This is a genomic window from Thalassospira sp. MCCC 1A01428 (assembly GCF_002115825.1).
Classification (GTDB): domain Bacteria; phylum Pseudomonadota; class Alphaproteobacteria; order Rhodospirillales; family Thalassospiraceae; genus Thalassospira.
Genome location: NZ_JFJZ01000003.1, coordinates 277,997 through 291,738, shown reverse-complemented (window position 1 = coordinate 291,738; position 13,742 = coordinate 277,997). Strand labels below are relative to the sequence as shown.

The following is a 13,742-nucleotide window of genomic DNA, read 5'->3' as shown; positions in this document are numbered from 1 at the left end:
TTAATGAGTCCTGAGCCTAGCGTCACCCCCCGGGCGATGACTTTGGAGGAGATCCAGAGCACGATCCTGGACTATGAGACCGCCGCACGCGCAGCAAAAGATGCGGGCTTCGACGGCGTGGAGGTGCATGGTGCCAATGGCTTTCTACCCGCCCAGTTCCTCGAAGACGGGCCCAACAAACGAACCGACGCCTATGGTGGCCCTGTCGAAAATCGCGCCCGTTTCTTGCTCGAAGCGACTGATGCCGCCATCCGTGTCTTTGGGCCATCCCGCGTGTCCGTCCGGCTTTCGCCGCGGATCCCCTATAACGACATGGGCGATAGCGATCTGGAAGGCACCTATATGTTTGCCGTCGAAGCCCTTGAGGCGAGGAAGGTAGGGATGCTCCACTTCATGGAGCCGGCCCAGCTTCCGGACGGTCTCAAGCTGCTGGCACCCGAAGCGAGAAAGCGGTTTACCGGTCAGTTCATCGTGAACGTTGGATATGATCGCGACACTGCCGAACGGGCGATAGCCACCGGTCTGGCCGATGCGGTGACGTTCGGAACGCTCTTCATCAGCAACCCTGATCTCCCCGAACGCTTCCGCCGCGACGCCGCCTTGGCGCCGTCCGACCCTGCGACGCACTATGCGGGTGGCGAGCAGGGTTACACGGACTACCCGCCTCTCGGCTGAGGCTTCTGCCGAGGCAGACTTCTCGATCCAGCCGCCCCGTTGCAAACGGATGAAGCGAGCGGCCGGATCGAGATTTTTACAAGTCTTGTCCCGCCGTCGCGTTCTGCCCAGAACATTTCCGCTGTTAACCGACACTTGTTCTTAGAGGAAGGCGGGACTGGGTGGGATTTGGGGGGATGTGGCGGGATGGATGGCGGAGAACCGGGGTTTTAGGCGCGTTGTGCAGGGATTGTGCGGCGCGCTTTTTTGTTTTTGGAGTGCGGGTGGTTTCGGGTGGTTTTGACAGATGATTTTGGAGTTAGGGCCTTTGGGTTGTAACGGGCTCTTATGAAACTCTGAAAGGGATTGTAGCCTCTTAGGGGATCTCTGAAAAGGGTGGGCCGGGCCTGCGGGTGGCCCGCGATGTTACATTTTTACAAGTCTTATGCCTGGCGTTTGCCGGTATCAGTTTTGGCGGGTTGCGTTAACAGCCTGTGGCGCAGATCGGCGGCATATTCGCCGACACAGACCATGCGATCGGCGGGATCATCCACGGTGGCGACGATGCGGTTATGTTCGTCTATCGCCATTTCGGTGGCTTCGTGGATGGCGATGCCCATTCCCAGGTCCTTGTAAGTCCTTACGATTTTATCGGTCAGTCGCCCGACCAGCTTTTTATCAAGCCGCCCGGCGTCAGCTGGTGCTGCCGGCGCCGTCGGCGCCACGCCCTCATCCCCGCGCATCATCGACCCTTCACCGGTCAGTAGCCATTGAGCGTTAATCCCGCGATCCAACAAAACAGATAGTGCTGAAGGTTTTGGTTCGGTTTTGTCGTTTTCATATCGCTCCCAAGAGTTGCGGTTCACCTTCGCCAGGTCCGCAGCTTCGGATGCACTAATATTCAACCATTTCCTAGCGGTACGCATTCGGCAGCCTAATGTGTCAGACATGGGCGAAAGTTCCGGGTTTCAACTTTCGCACGGCAGCGAAACTTGTTCCAAGCTGCGAAAGTTCAATAAAAATTATTTTTAAACAATCACTTATGGGAAATGCTCTATTAATATAGCAATGGGCGAACTTTCGCCCGTTTTCTTGATTGACGATGGTCGATTTTTGTAGCATTGTGCTTTTCGTACCTACGAAAACCGAATTACAAAACAAACCGACCTGGCGGGGTCGGCGGCGACAAGGATGGTCTTATGAGCGATGCGCTTGCCGTTGCGGGAGACATGCCGCCTGGCATGATCCGCTACAAGCTGGAACAACGTGGTTATACCTATGCCGATGTTGAGCGGCAATATGGTTTACCGGCGCGGACAGCCTGCAAGGCAGCGGTTGTGCCGTATTTCCACGGTGAAATGGCGATTGCCGAGGTGCTGGGGCTTAGCCCCCGCCAGATATGGCCATCGCGGTTCGATATGGAAACAGGCGCACGCCTTAAGCCTCAACCTGCTGAAAACTATAGCCACACACCCCGCCTGCGTCACTGTTTAAAAGGAGAAGCAGCGTGAACGGTGGTGATAAGGCGAAGAGCGGGGAAGCAGGGCCGGTGCCCGATTTTTCCTTTCTTGATGAAAAGGAACTGGCGGCGGTGACGGTTTTTGCCGTGCATCTCAAGCTAAACGGGGTTCATGCGGCGTTTTTTCGCCAGATTGCCGATGCGCTTGAGGGGCGTGACACGCATGTGCCTGATGGGAAAGAAACGTGCAGCTTTACCGATGTTGACGCGGCGCGGGCCGATGCCAAAAACCGGCAGGCGTATCTGGATCGTTTTGTTTTTGCATCCAAATTTGTCGGGCTGCCCCTTAAGGCCGACGCCAGTGATTTTTTCGAGGGGATGATCCGGGCGGCACATGCGCTGCCGCTTGAGAATGACCCTATCGCCGGAAAACCGACAGAACCCGATGATATTGACCTTGTGCGCGCCCAGGCAAAAGAGCGGCAGGCGCATGTGGACCGGATGTTGTCGGATGCCGGGCAATTGCGCCGCGCCCTGACCGAAATGATGGTTGGGGATTTGAGCTGCCACGGGCCGATTTCCCAAAATATTGGCACTGTTTTTAACCTGTCGCGCCGGTCGGCGCGGCGATAAGGAGGCTGTTATGGTGAAAGGTTTTCCTGCACCGGAGGGGGTTGATCCGGATGATGAGGGCGCAGCATGTTGCGGCCTTGATGTTGAAACGAGCGACGGGACTTGTGTGCGTCGCATTTCAAGGCTGAGCAAAAGCGAGGCCGATGCAGTGGTTGCTTTTGCATCGGCCCTGGCGAGCGGTCTTCTGGACGTTGGTGCCCTTAAGTTTATCGCCGGGATTGTTGAAGGGGCTGGACCTAATGCGCCTGACGCAGAAAAACCGGGCCAGACGACTCTGGATGCAACAAAGTTTGAAGTCTGCATCCAGAGCGGCGTCAATTTTGAGCGGATCGTGATTAAGCCCAAAGGGTTTAGTCTTTCGTCAGAACAGATTGAGGCGATTAAGAAAAGCGTTTTGGGAATCGTTGGTGAAAAAAGCAACCAGATCGAACCTGTTGATCTGGTTGCCGAGATTAAGGCGCTTCAGCCCAACGCAGAACAGGCCGAGGCTATTGCCACCTTTGCGCATGTGGTGGTGAAGGATTTTGGTGGCAAAGCCTTCATTCGGGAACTTGTTGCCGGATTAATGATGGGCGGAAAGGTTTATTTGCCGGAATGCAAGGTGCCGTCATCCTGGGCTTTGACCCAGGCGCGCCGGATCGCGGCGTGTATTTCCGAAGCGTAGTCTTCAACGTCCTTCCCCGCGCTTTTCGGGGATGTCGAGCGAAGCTGTTTCGTTTCAATCAGCTTTTCGGTCAGTGAGATGGCCATACGAAAGGTCTCTTCTTTATCCATCGTGTTTTCCCTCCTCGGTTGGGTTTGCAACTCCGAGTTTAGAGGGAAAGTGGCGGCGACGCTATCCCCCGCTTCCCCCTGCGAGCGTCGCCGCCTTTTTTTCTTTTGTGATTTTTTTCGTTATTTATGAGGCCCTGAATGTCGAAAATGATTGAAATATCGGCCATTGAGGTTGGTGAGCGGCTGCGTGCCGTTGACCCGGACCATGTTGCGGTGATTGCCGGTTCGATCCGCGAATGCGGGCGAATTTTACAACCGATTGCGGTGAGTATGGTTTACCGCGAAAAGGCGTTGCGGCCCAATTATGTGCTGGTTGCGGGGGCGCACCGGCTTGCGGCGGCGCAACTGGCGGGTTTAAGCGAGATACCGGCGGAAGTTTATGAGGGACTAAGCCCGCTTGCAGCGCGGTTGATCGAGATTGACGAGAATTTGTTGCGCCACGAGCTTAATCCGCTGGACCGGGCGGTGTTTTTGGCCGAGCGCAAGGCGGTTTATGAAGGTTTACATCCTGAGACGAAGGCTGGCGTTGCGGGCGCAAAGGCCCGGCACGATTCTGCAAACGACACGATGTCGTTTGCAAAAGATGCTGCGGAGAAAACCGGCCTTAACCCGCGCACCATTCAACGTGCGGTGACGATTGTCAGCAAGATTTCCCCGGAAATCCGCCGGTCCCTGACGGGTACGATACTTTCAAAAAACCAGAAAGAGCTTTTGTTGCTGGCCAAGCAGCCACCGGAGCAGCAAGCAGAGATTGTGGGTTTAATGCTGGGGGAAAACGCCCCGGTTAAATCCGTTAAAGCCGCGATTGAACGGGTGAGCGGCAAGGTTGCCGCCGTGCCGGACAGGAACGAAGCGCAGACGCGCCACCTGGTTAATGCGTGGATGCATGCAGGGATTTTGGCGCGCCGGGCCTTTGTTCACGAGCTTTCAGAGGCTGATCGGCGGTTGTTAAGAGAGCTTTTGAGCGTAACGGAACCCAATATTGAGGAGGCTGCGTAATGAGTAACGGCTCGAAAAATACCGGGCAGGAAAATGATTTTTGGTACACGTGGGATGTCCCGCCCGGCTGGGGTGTCAAGTCGCCTGCAAAGATTCGGCAAATCCGCCAAGCAAGGCAGCCGCTTCGGTTTCTTCAAGTTGTTCGAGGCGCTGTCGCGCGCTTCCTAGCTGGCTAAGATAAAGGTCTATATCGAGATGGTTTTGCATCACAAGACTTCTGACCAGCGCCGTCATTGCCACATTCAACGCGAGCGCCTTCTGGTCGGCGGCGGTATTTCCTTTTTCTTCACTCATGGGGGTTTCCCTTTGCTGGTTGGAATGGTTGACACCACCGATCATAGCGAAGCCGGGAACCCCCGCCAATCCCGGGAGGCTGCGTGATGAGCCGACGCAAAGATGACGGGACGCTGGATTTGTTCACCGACTGGACGCCGCCCAAAATCGCGGTGCGGTTTGAGGATGAGGCGCGGGTGCGGGCGAACAGTGTGGCTGAGCGCGTCAGCCGGATGGTGGCCGAGGTTTTGCGCGATGCGGAGATGAGCCGGGCGGATATTGCGGGCGCGATGGGGGAATTTTTAGGTAAGCCGGTGAGCAAGGCGATGCTCGATGCCTATGCCGGGCAGGCACGCGGCGATCATAATATCAGTCTGGCGCGGGCGGTGGCGCTGGTGGCGGCGACGAAAGATGCGCGGGTGATTGGCAGCGAGCTTGAGCCACTGGGCCTTGCGGTGGTGCCGCGTCGCGATTTGCACGGATTGCGGCATCTGGCGTGGCAGGAACGGTCGCGCAAGGCGCAGGCGATGGCGGATGCGGAATATCAGATGTGGAAAGGGCTGGCGTGATGAAAGAGTTTTATTCGCCAGCCGAGATTGAAGGTATGAGGTTACCTGCTATTCCGGCGCTAGCCCGCGATATCACGAGGCTGGCGGGAAGAGAAGGCTGGCGTACGGCCTTAACGGTTGGTGGCGAGCCGCTGGCGCGTAAATGCCAGGGCATTAAAGGCGGCGGCTGGGAATATCACTGGTCGCTGTTTCCGGTTGCCGCCCAGCGCGCCCTGCATAAGCGCGAAATTGCGCGCAAGCAGAAAGAGGATGGTGCCCCTGCCATTCGCGGGGCGACGGCCAGCCGGGTTGACTGGGACTGGTTTGAGCGCCAGCCCGATGCGCGCAAAAGCAAGGCACGGTACCGGCTGTCTATTTTAGAGGCGGTGTGCGGGTTGCAGCGCGGGGCGCTGTCAAAGGACCGGGCGGTTTATGCGGTGGCCGATCAGCAAAAGGTTGGCAAATCGACGATTTTTAACTGGTTCAAGATGGTTGAGGGGCTGGACCGGAAAGACTGGCTGCCCGCCCTTTGCCCGCGCCATACCGGACGGACCAAAACGGTGGAATGCGACCCGCGTGCCTGGGAGTTTATCAAGGCGGACTGGCTGCGGCTGGAAAAGCCGCCTTTTACCGCCTGTTACCTGCGCCTTGAAATGGCGGCAAAGGAACATGGCTGGTCAATCCCGGCGGGGCGCACTTTGGAACGGCGGCTGGAAACGGAAATTCCCGCGCCGGTGCGGGTGTTGCTGCGTGAAGGCAATGAAAAGCTGAAAATGATGTATCCGCCGCAGATACGTGATCGCAGTGAGTTTCATGCGATGGAAGCGGTCAATGTGGACGGTCATAAATGGGACGTTTTTGTGCGGTTCCCGGATGGCACAATAACCCGCCCGCTGATGGTGGCGATACAGGATTTGTATTCAAACAAATGTGTCGCGTGGCGGGTGGACAAGTCGGAAAATTCTGACCTTGTCCGGCTGGCATTTGGCGATCTGTTTCGTGATTATGGCATTCCTGATCATTGCTGGCTGGATAACGGGCGCGGTTTTGCGGCGAAATGCATCACCGGCGGCACCCCGAACAGATACCGGTTCAAGGTTAAACCCGAGGAGCCAAGCGGGATATTGACCGCCCTTGGCATCGGCATTCACTGGACAAAGCCGTATTCGGGGCAGTCAAAGCCAATTGAACGCATGTTTCGCGATTTTTGTAATCATATCGCCAAACATCCGGCATTTGCCGGGGCCTATACCGGCAATAACCCGATGGCCAAGCCGGAAAATTACGCGAGCCGTGCTGTTCCGCTGGACGATTTTCTGAAAGTGGTTGGCGAAGGCATTCGCGCCCACAATGCGCGGACCAAGCGCAAAACGCGGGTTTGCGGTGGATTGCGGTCGTTTGATCAGGCATTTGATGAAAGCTATGTCAATGCGGTGATCCGCAAGGCAGCACCTGAACAGTTGCGCATGTGTTTGCTGGCGGCGGAAAAAATTCGTACCGACAAGCGCAGTGGCCGAGTTGAGTTGATGGGCAATACCTATTGGTCCGACTGCCTGCTTGAGCATGTTGGCAAGCCGATCATGGTGCGGTTTGACCCCGATTTTCTGCATGACAGTGTTTATGCCTATCGCCTTGATGGCAGCTTTATCGGCGAGGTTGAACTTTGGGAGGCCAGCGGCTTTCCTGACCGCAGTGCCGCGCGCAATCATGGCCGCAAACGGCGCAGTTTTGTCAATCTGACCAAACAGGCCGCCGAAATCGAACGGTCCCTTTCAATCGACGAATATATGCGGCTGTTGCCCGATATGGATGACGCAACACCCGCCCCGCAACCCGCTGCTGTTCGCATGGTATCGGGCAATCTTGCGGCCAAGGTCGAGGCGGAACCAGTTTCAGAACAGGACTTCAAGAACGAATTTTCACGGAATTTCCGGGCTGGCCTGAAGGTTTATCAGGGTGGTTTGGAAGAGTGAGGACGCGCCGCGACCAAGCATAGCGCGCCCTCGTGACCAACAAGGATCAACAGGAAAATAGCATGAACAGACCAGTCACGACAGAACATACCTTTAGCGATGCGGAGATCGAAGAAATCCGCCTTGCCTGCCAGTCGGTGATGGAAGCCGAGGGCTATAGCCAGACGGAGGCCGCGCGGCTTTCCGGGGTTAAATACACGACATTTGCCGCGTGGATTAAGAGCACTTACGCAGGCAACAATTCGCGAATTGCCGGGGAAGTGCAGATCTGGCTTTCCGGCCTTGGGGAACGCAAGCAGGCCGCAGCGCGTGCGCCTAAACTGCCAGACTATATTGAAACGCCATCCACACGCGAGTTCATTGATGCGCTTGCGTTTGGTCATCTATTACCGGAAATCGTGATTATTGCCGGGGGTGCCGGGATCAGCAAAACGACTGCGTGCGAACATTATGCGCGCACCAATCGCAATGTGTGGCTGGCAACGGCGGACCCCAGTTCCAAGGGCACGCATGGCCTTCTGGTCGAACTGGCCGAGGTCATGGATGTGACAGAGAAGCATGCCGCGAAACTGGCGCGCGCGATTTGCCGCCGGGTTGAGGGCACCCAAGGGCTGATCATTATCGATGAAGCGCAGCAATTATCGACAGAGGCGCTTGATCAGATCAGGTCGATCTATGATCGGGCGCGCGGCACCGTTGGCGTTGCGCTGGTTGGTAATGAGCAGGTTTATGCCCGGCTTGAAGGCAACGGGCGCAAAGCCGAGTTTGCCCAGCTTTTTTCCCGCGTCGGGGTGCGTATCACCCAGTCGCGGCCAAAGGCCGAGGACATGTGTGTTCTGATCAAAGCCTGGGACATTACCGACAAGGAAGAAATCAAGCTGCTTAAGGCCATCGGGCGCAAACCCGGCGCGTTGCGTGGCATGACGAAAACCTTGCAACTGGCAACGATGCTTGCCGCCGGTGCCGGGATGCCGCGCTCGATTGAGCATATCAAGATGGCCTGGGACAAGCATTCGTCCTCGTTCGTTTCACCGGCGGCGTAAGGAGGGAATGATGCTTAGTCAGAAACTTTCAAACGTGACCGGGGCCTTGCGCAAAATGGCGCATCGGAGCGGCGGCAAGTTGAACCTCGATGCCTCAACCACCGACATTTTGCTGACCAATTTGCAGGAGCTTGCCGACCGCCTGGGCACCTATGAGCGCGCAAACGGGCCGGTGTCGGTGGGGGAGCCGAGCCTGCTGGCAATTGAGCGGGCGGTAGCGCGCGGGCAAGTCGTCAATCTTGCGGATCGGCGGATGGCGCGGCGGTTTTCCGGCCCTGATGACGGGGGGAGCGCAGCATGAGGCGGTCCCGCATTCCCTTCATCCGATTTCTCATTCAACAGGTTCGCTTTTTGCGGACCCTGCAAGGAAAACCCTCATGACGTCATTATCACCAGTATCATCCCTGCCGGTCACAATGGCCGATATTGAACAGAAAACCCAGGGCTATGCTGCCGCCCGGATCGAGCTTGCCGAGGCTGTGACGGCCTTGCAGGAAGACCTTGACAAGGTGAAAGCTCGCTATATGGGCATGATCCGCAAGCAGGTTGAGGTTTTGCGCGGCCATGAAAAGGATTTGCAGGACGCGATCCTTAAAACACCTGGTCTTTTTGAAAAACCAAAATCACGTACTTTTGCCGGGATCAAGGTGGGGTATGCCAAACAGCCCGGTCGCCTTGAATGCCCCGATGATGACCAGCTGATCAACGCGATCCGCAAGCTGTTTCCTGACAGTGTCAAAACGCTGATCAAGGTCACGGAAAAGCCGGTGAAAACGGCCCTTTCGAACATGCCCGCCAAGGATTTGAAACGCCTTGGTGTGTCGGTGGTTGATGCCACGGACATTGTCATTGTCAAGCCGCAGGACAGTGATGTCGACAAGCTGGTTGCGGCGCTGATGAGTGAGGAGGAATGAAATGTCTTTCGAGGAAATCGCCCCGCCGCAGAAATACAGCACTGTGGCGGTCAATCCCGATGAAATCATGATTTCAACCCGCTGTGTGCGCAAGTGTCAGATGCTGGTGCTGCGCTTTGGCGAGGATGCCGTCAAGCGCCTGAAGCTGCGCCCCGGGCATTATTATATGGCACGCTGGGGGACAAACGAACATCAGGGGAAGCTGCGGTTAAGCGAGGTTTCCAAAGGCTGGGAACTGAAACTGCCCAAACGCAGCAAAATTGCCCAGATTACCTTTTCGCGCCTGCCCGCCAGTTACCAGGGCAAGCAGTTCTCGGGCAAGCGTATTACCGCCGAACAGATCGACGGGGTGCCGGGGCGTTCGGAACCGTTTGTTCAACTGGTCCTGCCGGTGGATTTCTTTGCGGAGCCTGATCATGAGCAAGCGTAAAGCGCGGGATGTGTTTTGTGTCGAGCTGGTTGATCAGGCTCTGATTTACGTGATCGCCCGGTCGGCCAAAGGTGCGGTGAGCGTTGCCGCGCAAAGCGGTTTTGCCCCGGATCGCAGCAAGAAAGCCCGTCTGGTTGATGCGCTGTTCGCCGAACGGGCGATCAATCGCAAACCCCCAAAAACGGAGGCTGCGTGATGTATGCCTATTGCTATGGCAGCGGTGATATTCACATCGCGCCCGATATGCCGGTCGAGGCAACGCTTTTGATGTCGGGACCGGAATCGATCCTGCGCTGGCGCATCGGCAACACACGGCGGGTGCCTGGCATCCCCGCCGAAGATTATGCCGGTGAAAAGCAGGCGATTGCCCAGTTCAAAAGGTTTCTTCAGGCACCGCGCCGGAAAGTGCGGGGGGCTTGAAGAGAAACCGGGGCCACCCAAACCTGTTACGAGCTTTTGGTTTGGCCCCGGTTCACCGCCTTAGCAACGAACAGGTTGCGGCCTGTTCCTTGGTGCGGCGGCGTGGAAGTTGGACACGCGTTAAAGGGCCGGACGGGAAAAACCACAGTACGACGTGCGGTTGCCCAAAGGTTGAAAACCGAGAGGTTCCAGGCGGGATCACGATGCAGCACGCGGAAACGGGTGCCGAGCCGACGCCGGGGTAGCGCCCGGCCCGTACCACCCCTGAAATGAGGAACGGAAAATGAAAAAATTCAAAGACCATTTGGACCACACACAAGTTCTGGCGGCTTGCGCCAACGCCGGTTTTGGGGTTGATACCTCCCGCTACGATGATGGCGGGGACTGGATCACGATCTTTGGCCGGTTCGCCAATGAGGATCTGCGGATCATTTATTCAAGCTGGAACGGCAAGTTCATAGGCAAATCGCCGGACGGGGAAATGTTCGATGGTGCCCGCGAAGAGCTTGAGGGCATCGGCTGGTACGACGCCATCCTCGACTTTCTCTATATCCCGGAAGAAGAGAAAGCCGCCTGAAATGACCAAAGCCCCTGCACATAACCCGGATGCACACGCTGCCCTTGCCGATCTGGCGATGGTTGCTGCCGGGTTTGTGCGTGGGGATCGACCACGCGGGGCAACCGCACGGGGCCGTCTCTTAACAGCCCTGCATCATGCGAATGAAGTGTTGAGTGCCGGTAAGGAAGAGGCTTTTAGCGCCGACGCCTTTGCCGACCCTGAACAGTTGGTTCGGGCTTACATCGAGGCCGGTGGGAACTGGCAGAAACTTGTCGCCACCGTGAGCCGCCTATCCCTTGAAGGAGCGACCCGTCGTCATGAATAACCAGTTGATCAAAGAGTTTGTCAATTTGCGGCCAACGGGGGGATTTCGCGTGATCCTTGCGGACCCGGCGGTGAGCTTTGACAACTGGTCAGCCAAGGGCGAAGCGAAAAACGCCAAGGCGCATTATGACTGCATGAGCTTTGAGCAGATTGCCAAAATGCCGGTCAGTGCCCTGTGCGCCGATGATTGCGTGCTGTTTTTGTGGGTGACGTGGCCCACCATGCCGCACTGGCAGGAAATGATTACCGGCTGGGGGTTCACCTTTGCCGGGCTTGCCTGGGAATGGCGCAAATTCAACCCTGAAACCGGCAAATATGCCTTTGGCCCCGGTTATGGCACCCGCAAAAACCTTGAACCCTGCCTGATGTGCACGAAGGGCAATCCATCGCTTAAATCCGCCTTGCCCGATGATTTGTTCGGGATGGGCCGCATACCTACCGGGGTTCATTCCGTGCGCGACTGGATTGAATGGTGGCCCGAAGACGAAATCCGCGCGCCGCGCCGTGAGCATTCCCGCAAACCCGACGAACAGTATGACCGCATTGAAACGATGTTCGATGGACCTTATCTGGAAATGTTTGCCCGCCAGACGCGCAAGGGCTGGGCCGCATGGGGCAACCAGACCGACAAGTTTGGAGATGTGGCATGAGCGGTACCTGGTACGACGATGCGATGGCCACGATCAGAGAACTGCACGCAACGCTCCCGGCGGATTTGCCATTCAAGGATCGGGTCAGGGCAGTGCGCGATGCCTATCCCTACAGCGAGCGACAGCGCTGGCCCTACAAGGCGTGGTGCAAAGCACAGCGGGACTATCTGGCGCGGTTTGTGACAGCGGATCAGCGCCCGAAAAATCTGCCTTTGACGCCGTTAGAGCAGTTCATTGAAACATCAATTCATTCCGGGACGTCAGGAGATAGCAATGGCCGAGCATGAAAATATCCTGCGCAAAATCAAATCCTGTTTGGCGCTGGCGCAATCTGACAACCCGAACGAGGCGGCTGCGGCATTGTCGCGCGCCCAGGACTTGATGGAAAAATACGGGGTCAGCCATGATGATGTTGTGATCAGCGATGTTAACAGCAGCACCGCGAACAGCAGTGCTGGCCGGGTGCCCCCGAAGCATATTGTTATGCTTGCCAATATGGTGGCGCGCGCTTTTGGGGTTGAGACGGTGTATCGCGCGTATTATCGCGGCGACAGGTGGCGGGCGCGTTTCGAGTTTTACGGGATTGATGTCGGCCCCAAGGTCGCGGCTTATACCTATGAAGTGCTTGAGCGGCAGCTGATAAAAAGCCGCACGGCCTATATTGGCGGCCTGAATAAACGCCTGAAACGCAGCACCAAGGTGCGCCGGGGCGACATGTATGCCAGTGGCTGGGTTCGCGCGGTGGCTGACAAGGTCTTATCGCATTGCGCGACAGAGGCGGAAATTAAAGCCATTGAAGCCTATGAGGCAAAGCAATTTGGCGACAGCCTGCAGAGCATGAAAGGCAGAGACCTTAGCACCAAGGCGCGCAATCATGATTACGGGGCGTTGGTGGATGGTCTGGCCGATGGCAGCAAGGTTGATTTTCGTCAAGGTGTTGCAGGTGAGGGCCAGCAGGCGCTGACCGGTGGAGGTGATCAGTCATGACCGCTCTTCGCAAAACCGCAGCAAAACCGAAAAAGCTGGTCGATCCCTATCGCCGTCGCCTGTATGGCAAAATCGAAGTGGCCAAGAAAGAGCTTGGTTTGGATGATGATGCCTATCGCGACATTATTGCAGCCCTGTATCCCGGTAAAACCAGCCGCACCCAGCTTGGCACAGCACAACTGGTGGGGCTGATCGAGCATTTCAAATCGCTGGGTTTCAAGCCGAAAAGGAAGGTTCCCGCCCGTGCTGGCCGGGCGCGTTTGGCGGATGGCGACGCGCAACGTAAAGTTCGCGCACTTTGGATATCGCTTTATCATCTTGGTGTTGTCTCAGATCCTTCTGAGAAGGCTCTGGGAGGGTTTGTAAAACGCCAGGCGAATGTTGATGATGTGGGGTTTATGTCGCCCGGTGACAGTTACAAGGTGATTGAGGCGCTGAAGGCCTGGGCAACGCGGGCGGCGGGTGTGAACTGGTCGCCTTATCAGATCGGGTATAGCGAAACCGTTGAAAACCCGCGTTGCCGGATTATCGAGGCGCAGTGGCGGATTTTAAACCCGAACGGGGCGCAAAGTTCGCTGGCGTGGTGGGCGCAGGATTTTGTTGGTAGTTCCACCAATATGTCACACTGGCATTTTTCAGATAGGGAAGCAGACCGGGCGATTGAGGAACTGGGGCGACGGGTGCGCGCCCTGAAGGGCGGTGCAAAATGAATATTAATGCGCCGCTCAATGCCCGGACCCTTCACCGCAACAACTGTTTTTATCATGTGTTGAAGCGTGCCCGCGCGCGCCAGATTGCGCTTTCAATGCGCGAGGCCGAAAGCCTGCAAGATGCCCTGCGCAGGCTGGAGCCGGTGTTTGTATCTGATCGCAGCCGGTATCGCATTCCTGTCCGCCATCACGGGGTCTGGCTGATTGCGATCTATGATGCGCGGTTGCATGTTCTCGTGACCATCTGGCGCGATGAGAAAAGGGTGCGGTGATGGAAAAGCAGGATTGCCCGGCATGTGACGGAACGGGATTGTTGTGGATCTGGGCGTGCCATATTTGCGGCGGTAGCGGGGTTGCGGAAAATCCGCAAAAGCCGAACCGCGCCCCTGAAT

Annotated in this window: 21 protein-coding genes and 1 pseudogene; 20 read left to right on the top strand and 2 right to left on the bottom strand. The window is 56.8% G+C overall.

All coding sequences use genetic code 11. The annotated features are described in order from the left end of the window. Positions 1-675, top strand: a pseudogene (locus THS27_RS04415) (alkene reductase); the annotation flags it as partial. A gap of 422 nt (positions 676-1,097) precedes the next feature. Here the strand turns inward: THS27_RS04415 and THS27_RS04410 are convergent. Then, positions 1,098-1,604, bottom strand: a complete 507-nt coding sequence (locus THS27_RS04410) for a helix-turn-helix transcriptional regulator (protein WP_139835471.1) — start codon at positions 1,602-1,604, stop codon at positions 1,098-1,100. A 249-nt stretch (positions 1,605-1,853) separates the two neighbouring features. On the opposite strand from THS27_RS04410, the gene THS27_RS04405 reads away from it, so the two are divergent. From THS27_RS04405 to THS27_RS04390, 4 genes are all read left to right on the top strand, one after another. Then, a complete protein-coding gene (locus THS27_RS04405) occupies positions 1,854-2,165 on the top strand; it encodes a helix-turn-helix domain-containing protein (RefSeq protein WP_085588238.1) in 312 nt (103 codons plus the stop codon). After that, on the top strand, positions 2,162-2,746 hold the full coding sequence (locus THS27_RS04400; protein WP_085588236.1) for a hypothetical protein: 585 nt from the start codon (positions 2,162-2,164) through the stop codon (positions 2,744-2,746). The genes THS27_RS04405 and THS27_RS04400 overlap by 4 nt, the downstream gene beginning before the upstream one ends. 10 nt (positions 2,747-2,756) lie before the next feature. Then, positions 2,757-3,410: a hypothetical protein gene (locus tag THS27_RS04395; RefSeq protein WP_085588234.1), complete on the top strand. Its 654-nt coding sequence runs from the start codon at positions 2,757-2,759 to the stop codon at positions 3,408-3,410. 248 nt (positions 3,411-3,658) lie between these two features. Continuing rightward, positions 3,659-4,519, top strand: coding sequence for a ParB/RepB/Spo0J family partition protein (locus THS27_RS04390; protein WP_085588232.1), 861 nt, complete (start codon positions 3,659-3,661; stop codon positions 4,517-4,519). A 75-nt stretch (positions 4,520-4,594) separates the two neighbouring features. Here the strand turns inward: THS27_RS04390 and THS27_RS04385 are convergent, their stop codons facing one another. Further along, on the bottom strand, positions 4,595-4,813 hold the full coding sequence (locus THS27_RS04385) for a hypothetical protein (RefSeq protein ID WP_085588230.1): 219 nt from the start codon (positions 4,811-4,813) through the stop codon (positions 4,595-4,597). Positions 4,814-4,899: 86 nt separating this feature from the next. Between THS27_RS04385 and THS27_RS04380 the strand changes: the two genes are divergently transcribed. The 15 genes from THS27_RS04380 (at position 4,900) to THS27_RS04310 (ending at position 13,622) form a co-directional block, all read left to right on the top strand. Then, entirely contained in the window at positions 4,900-5,361 is a 462-nt protein-coding gene (locus THS27_RS04380; protein WP_085588228.1) for a hypothetical protein, read from the top strand. After that, on the top strand, positions 5,361-7,313 hold the full coding sequence (locus THS27_RS04375; RefSeq protein WP_085588226.1) for a transposase domain-containing protein: 1,953 nt from the start codon (positions 5,361-5,363) through the stop codon (positions 7,311-7,313). The genes THS27_RS04380 and THS27_RS04375 overlap by 1 nt, the downstream gene beginning before the upstream one ends. A gap of 62 nt (positions 7,314-7,375) precedes the next feature. Next, positions 7,376-8,356, top strand: coding sequence for an AAA family ATPase (locus THS27_RS04370; protein ID WP_085588224.1), 981 nt, complete (start codon positions 7,376-7,378; stop codon positions 8,354-8,356). Between the two features lie 7 nt (positions 8,357-8,363). Further along, a complete protein-coding gene (locus THS27_RS04365) occupies positions 8,364-8,657 on the top strand; it encodes a hypothetical protein (RefSeq protein ID WP_139835470.1) in 294 nt (97 codons plus the stop codon). Positions 8,658-8,733: 76 nt separating this feature from the next. Further along, entirely contained in the window at positions 8,734-9,270 is a 537-nt protein-coding gene (locus THS27_RS04360) for a host-nuclease inhibitor Gam family protein (protein ID WP_085588220.1), read from the top strand. Position 9,271: 1 nt separating this feature from the next. After that, the gene (locus THS27_RS04355) at positions 9,272-9,700 is read left to right on the top strand and encodes a hypothetical protein (RefSeq protein ID WP_085588218.1); all 429 of its coding nucleotides are present in this window, start codon (positions 9,272-9,274) and stop codon (positions 9,698-9,700) included. Continuing rightward, positions 9,687-9,896 carry a hypothetical protein gene (locus tag THS27_RS04350; protein WP_085588216.1) on the top strand — a complete coding sequence of 70 codons (210 nt, stop codon included), beginning with the start codon at positions 9,687-9,689 and terminating at the stop codon, positions 9,894-9,896. Before THS27_RS04355 ends, THS27_RS04350 begins: the two co-directional genes overlap by 14 nt. Next, positions 9,893-10,120 (top strand): hypothetical protein, encoded by a 228-nt coding sequence (locus THS27_RS04345; protein ID WP_139835469.1) that lies wholly within the window; start codon positions 9,893-9,895, stop codon positions 10,118-10,120. The genes THS27_RS04350 and THS27_RS04345 overlap by 4 nt, the downstream gene beginning before the upstream one ends. A gap of 283 nt (positions 10,121-10,403) precedes the next feature. After that, positions 10,404-10,697 (top strand): hypothetical protein, encoded by a 294-nt coding sequence (locus THS27_RS04340; RefSeq protein WP_085588212.1) that lies wholly within the window; start codon positions 10,404-10,406, stop codon positions 10,695-10,697. Between the two features lies 1 nt (position 10,698). Further along, positions 10,699-11,004 (top strand): hypothetical protein, encoded by a 306-nt coding sequence (locus tag THS27_RS04335; protein WP_085588210.1) that lies wholly within the window; start codon positions 10,699-10,701, stop codon positions 11,002-11,004. After that, positions 10,997-11,653 (top strand): MT-A70 family methyltransferase, encoded by a 657-nt coding sequence (locus tag THS27_RS04330; RefSeq protein ID WP_085588208.1) that lies wholly within the window; start codon positions 10,997-10,999, stop codon positions 11,651-11,653. Before THS27_RS04335 ends, THS27_RS04330 begins: the two co-directional genes overlap by 8 nt. Further along, positions 11,650-11,940 (top strand): hypothetical protein, encoded by a 291-nt coding sequence (locus THS27_RS04325; RefSeq protein ID WP_139835468.1) that lies wholly within the window; start codon positions 11,650-11,652, stop codon positions 11,938-11,940. Before THS27_RS04330 ends, THS27_RS04325 begins: the two co-directional genes overlap by 4 nt. Next, positions 11,927-12,640 (top strand): DUF2786 domain-containing protein, encoded by a 714-nt coding sequence (locus tag THS27_RS04320; protein ID WP_085588206.1) that lies wholly within the window; start codon positions 11,927-11,929, stop codon positions 12,638-12,640. The genes THS27_RS04325 and THS27_RS04320 overlap by 14 nt, the downstream gene beginning before the upstream one ends. Next, complete coding sequence (locus THS27_RS04315) at positions 12,637-13,350, top strand: gp16 family protein (protein WP_085588204.1); 714 nt, start codon at positions 12,637-12,639, stop codon at positions 13,348-13,350. The genes THS27_RS04320 and THS27_RS04315 overlap by 4 nt, the downstream gene beginning before the upstream one ends. Next, positions 13,347-13,622 (top strand): hypothetical protein, encoded by a 276-nt coding sequence (locus THS27_RS04310; RefSeq protein ID WP_085588203.1) that lies wholly within the window; start codon positions 13,347-13,349, stop codon positions 13,620-13,622. The genes THS27_RS04315 and THS27_RS04310 overlap by 4 nt, the downstream gene beginning before the upstream one ends. Positions 13,623-13,742: the final 120 nt, after the last annotated feature.

Excerpts from the sequence above, each read along its gene's own strand:
- THS27_RS04410 (WP_139835471.1), bottom strand. The coding sequence starts at position 1,604 with ATGTCTGACACATTAGGCTGCCGAATGCGTACCGCTAGGAAATGGTTG.
- THS27_RS04405 (WP_085588238.1), top strand. The coding sequence starts at position 1,854 with ATGAGCGATGCGCTTGCCGTTGCGGGAGACATGCCGCCTGGCATGATC.
- THS27_RS04395 (WP_085588234.1), top strand. The coding sequence starts at position 2,757 with ATGGTGAAAGGTTTTCCTGCACCGGAGGGGGTTGATCCGGATGATGAG.
- THS27_RS04390 (WP_085588232.1), top strand. The coding sequence starts at position 3,659 with ATGTCGAAAATGATTGAAATATCGGCCATTGAGGTTGGTGAGCGGCTG.
- THS27_RS04385 (WP_085588230.1), bottom strand. The coding sequence starts at position 4,813 with ATGAGTGAAGAAAAAGGAAATACCGCCGCCGACCAGAAGGCGCTCGCG.
- THS27_RS04380 (WP_085588228.1), top strand. The coding sequence starts at position 4,900 with ATGAGCCGACGCAAAGATGACGGGACGCTGGATTTGTTCACCGACTGG.
- THS27_RS04375 (WP_085588226.1), top strand. The coding sequence starts at position 5,361 with ATGAAAGAGTTTTATTCGCCAGCCGAGATTGAAGGTATGAGGTTACCT.
- THS27_RS04370 (WP_085588224.1), top strand. The coding sequence starts at position 7,376 with ATGAACAGACCAGTCACGACAGAACATACCTTTAGCGATGCGGAGATC.
- THS27_RS04365 (WP_139835470.1), top strand. The coding sequence starts at position 8,364 with ATGATGCTTAGTCAGAAACTTTCAAACGTGACCGGGGCCTTGCGCAAA.
- THS27_RS04360 (WP_085588220.1), top strand. The coding sequence starts at position 8,734 with ATGACGTCATTATCACCAGTATCATCCCTGCCGGTCACAATGGCCGAT.
- THS27_RS04355 (WP_085588218.1), top strand. The coding sequence starts at position 9,272 with ATGTCTTTCGAGGAAATCGCCCCGCCGCAGAAATACAGCACTGTGGCG.
- THS27_RS04350 (WP_085588216.1), top strand. The coding sequence starts at position 9,687 with ATGAGCAAGCGTAAAGCGCGGGATGTGTTTTGTGTCGAGCTGGTTGAT.
- THS27_RS04340 (WP_085588212.1), top strand. The coding sequence starts at position 10,404 with ATGAAAAAATTCAAAGACCATTTGGACCACACACAAGTTCTGGCGGCT.
- THS27_RS04335 (WP_085588210.1), top strand. The coding sequence starts at position 10,699 with ATGACCAAAGCCCCTGCACATAACCCGGATGCACACGCTGCCCTTGCC.
- THS27_RS04330 (WP_085588208.1), top strand. The coding sequence starts at position 10,997 with ATGAATAACCAGTTGATCAAAGAGTTTGTCAATTTGCGGCCAACGGGG.
- THS27_RS04325 (WP_139835468.1), top strand. The coding sequence starts at position 11,650 with ATGAGCGGTACCTGGTACGACGATGCGATGGCCACGATCAGAGAACTG.
- THS27_RS04320 (WP_085588206.1), top strand. The coding sequence starts at position 11,927 with ATGGCCGAGCATGAAAATATCCTGCGCAAAATCAAATCCTGTTTGGCG.
- THS27_RS04315 (WP_085588204.1), top strand. The coding sequence starts at position 12,637 with ATGACCGCTCTTCGCAAAACCGCAGCAAAACCGAAAAAGCTGGTCGAT.
- THS27_RS04310 (WP_085588203.1), top strand. The coding sequence starts at position 13,347 with ATGAATATTAATGCGCCGCTCAATGCCCGGACCCTTCACCGCAACAAC.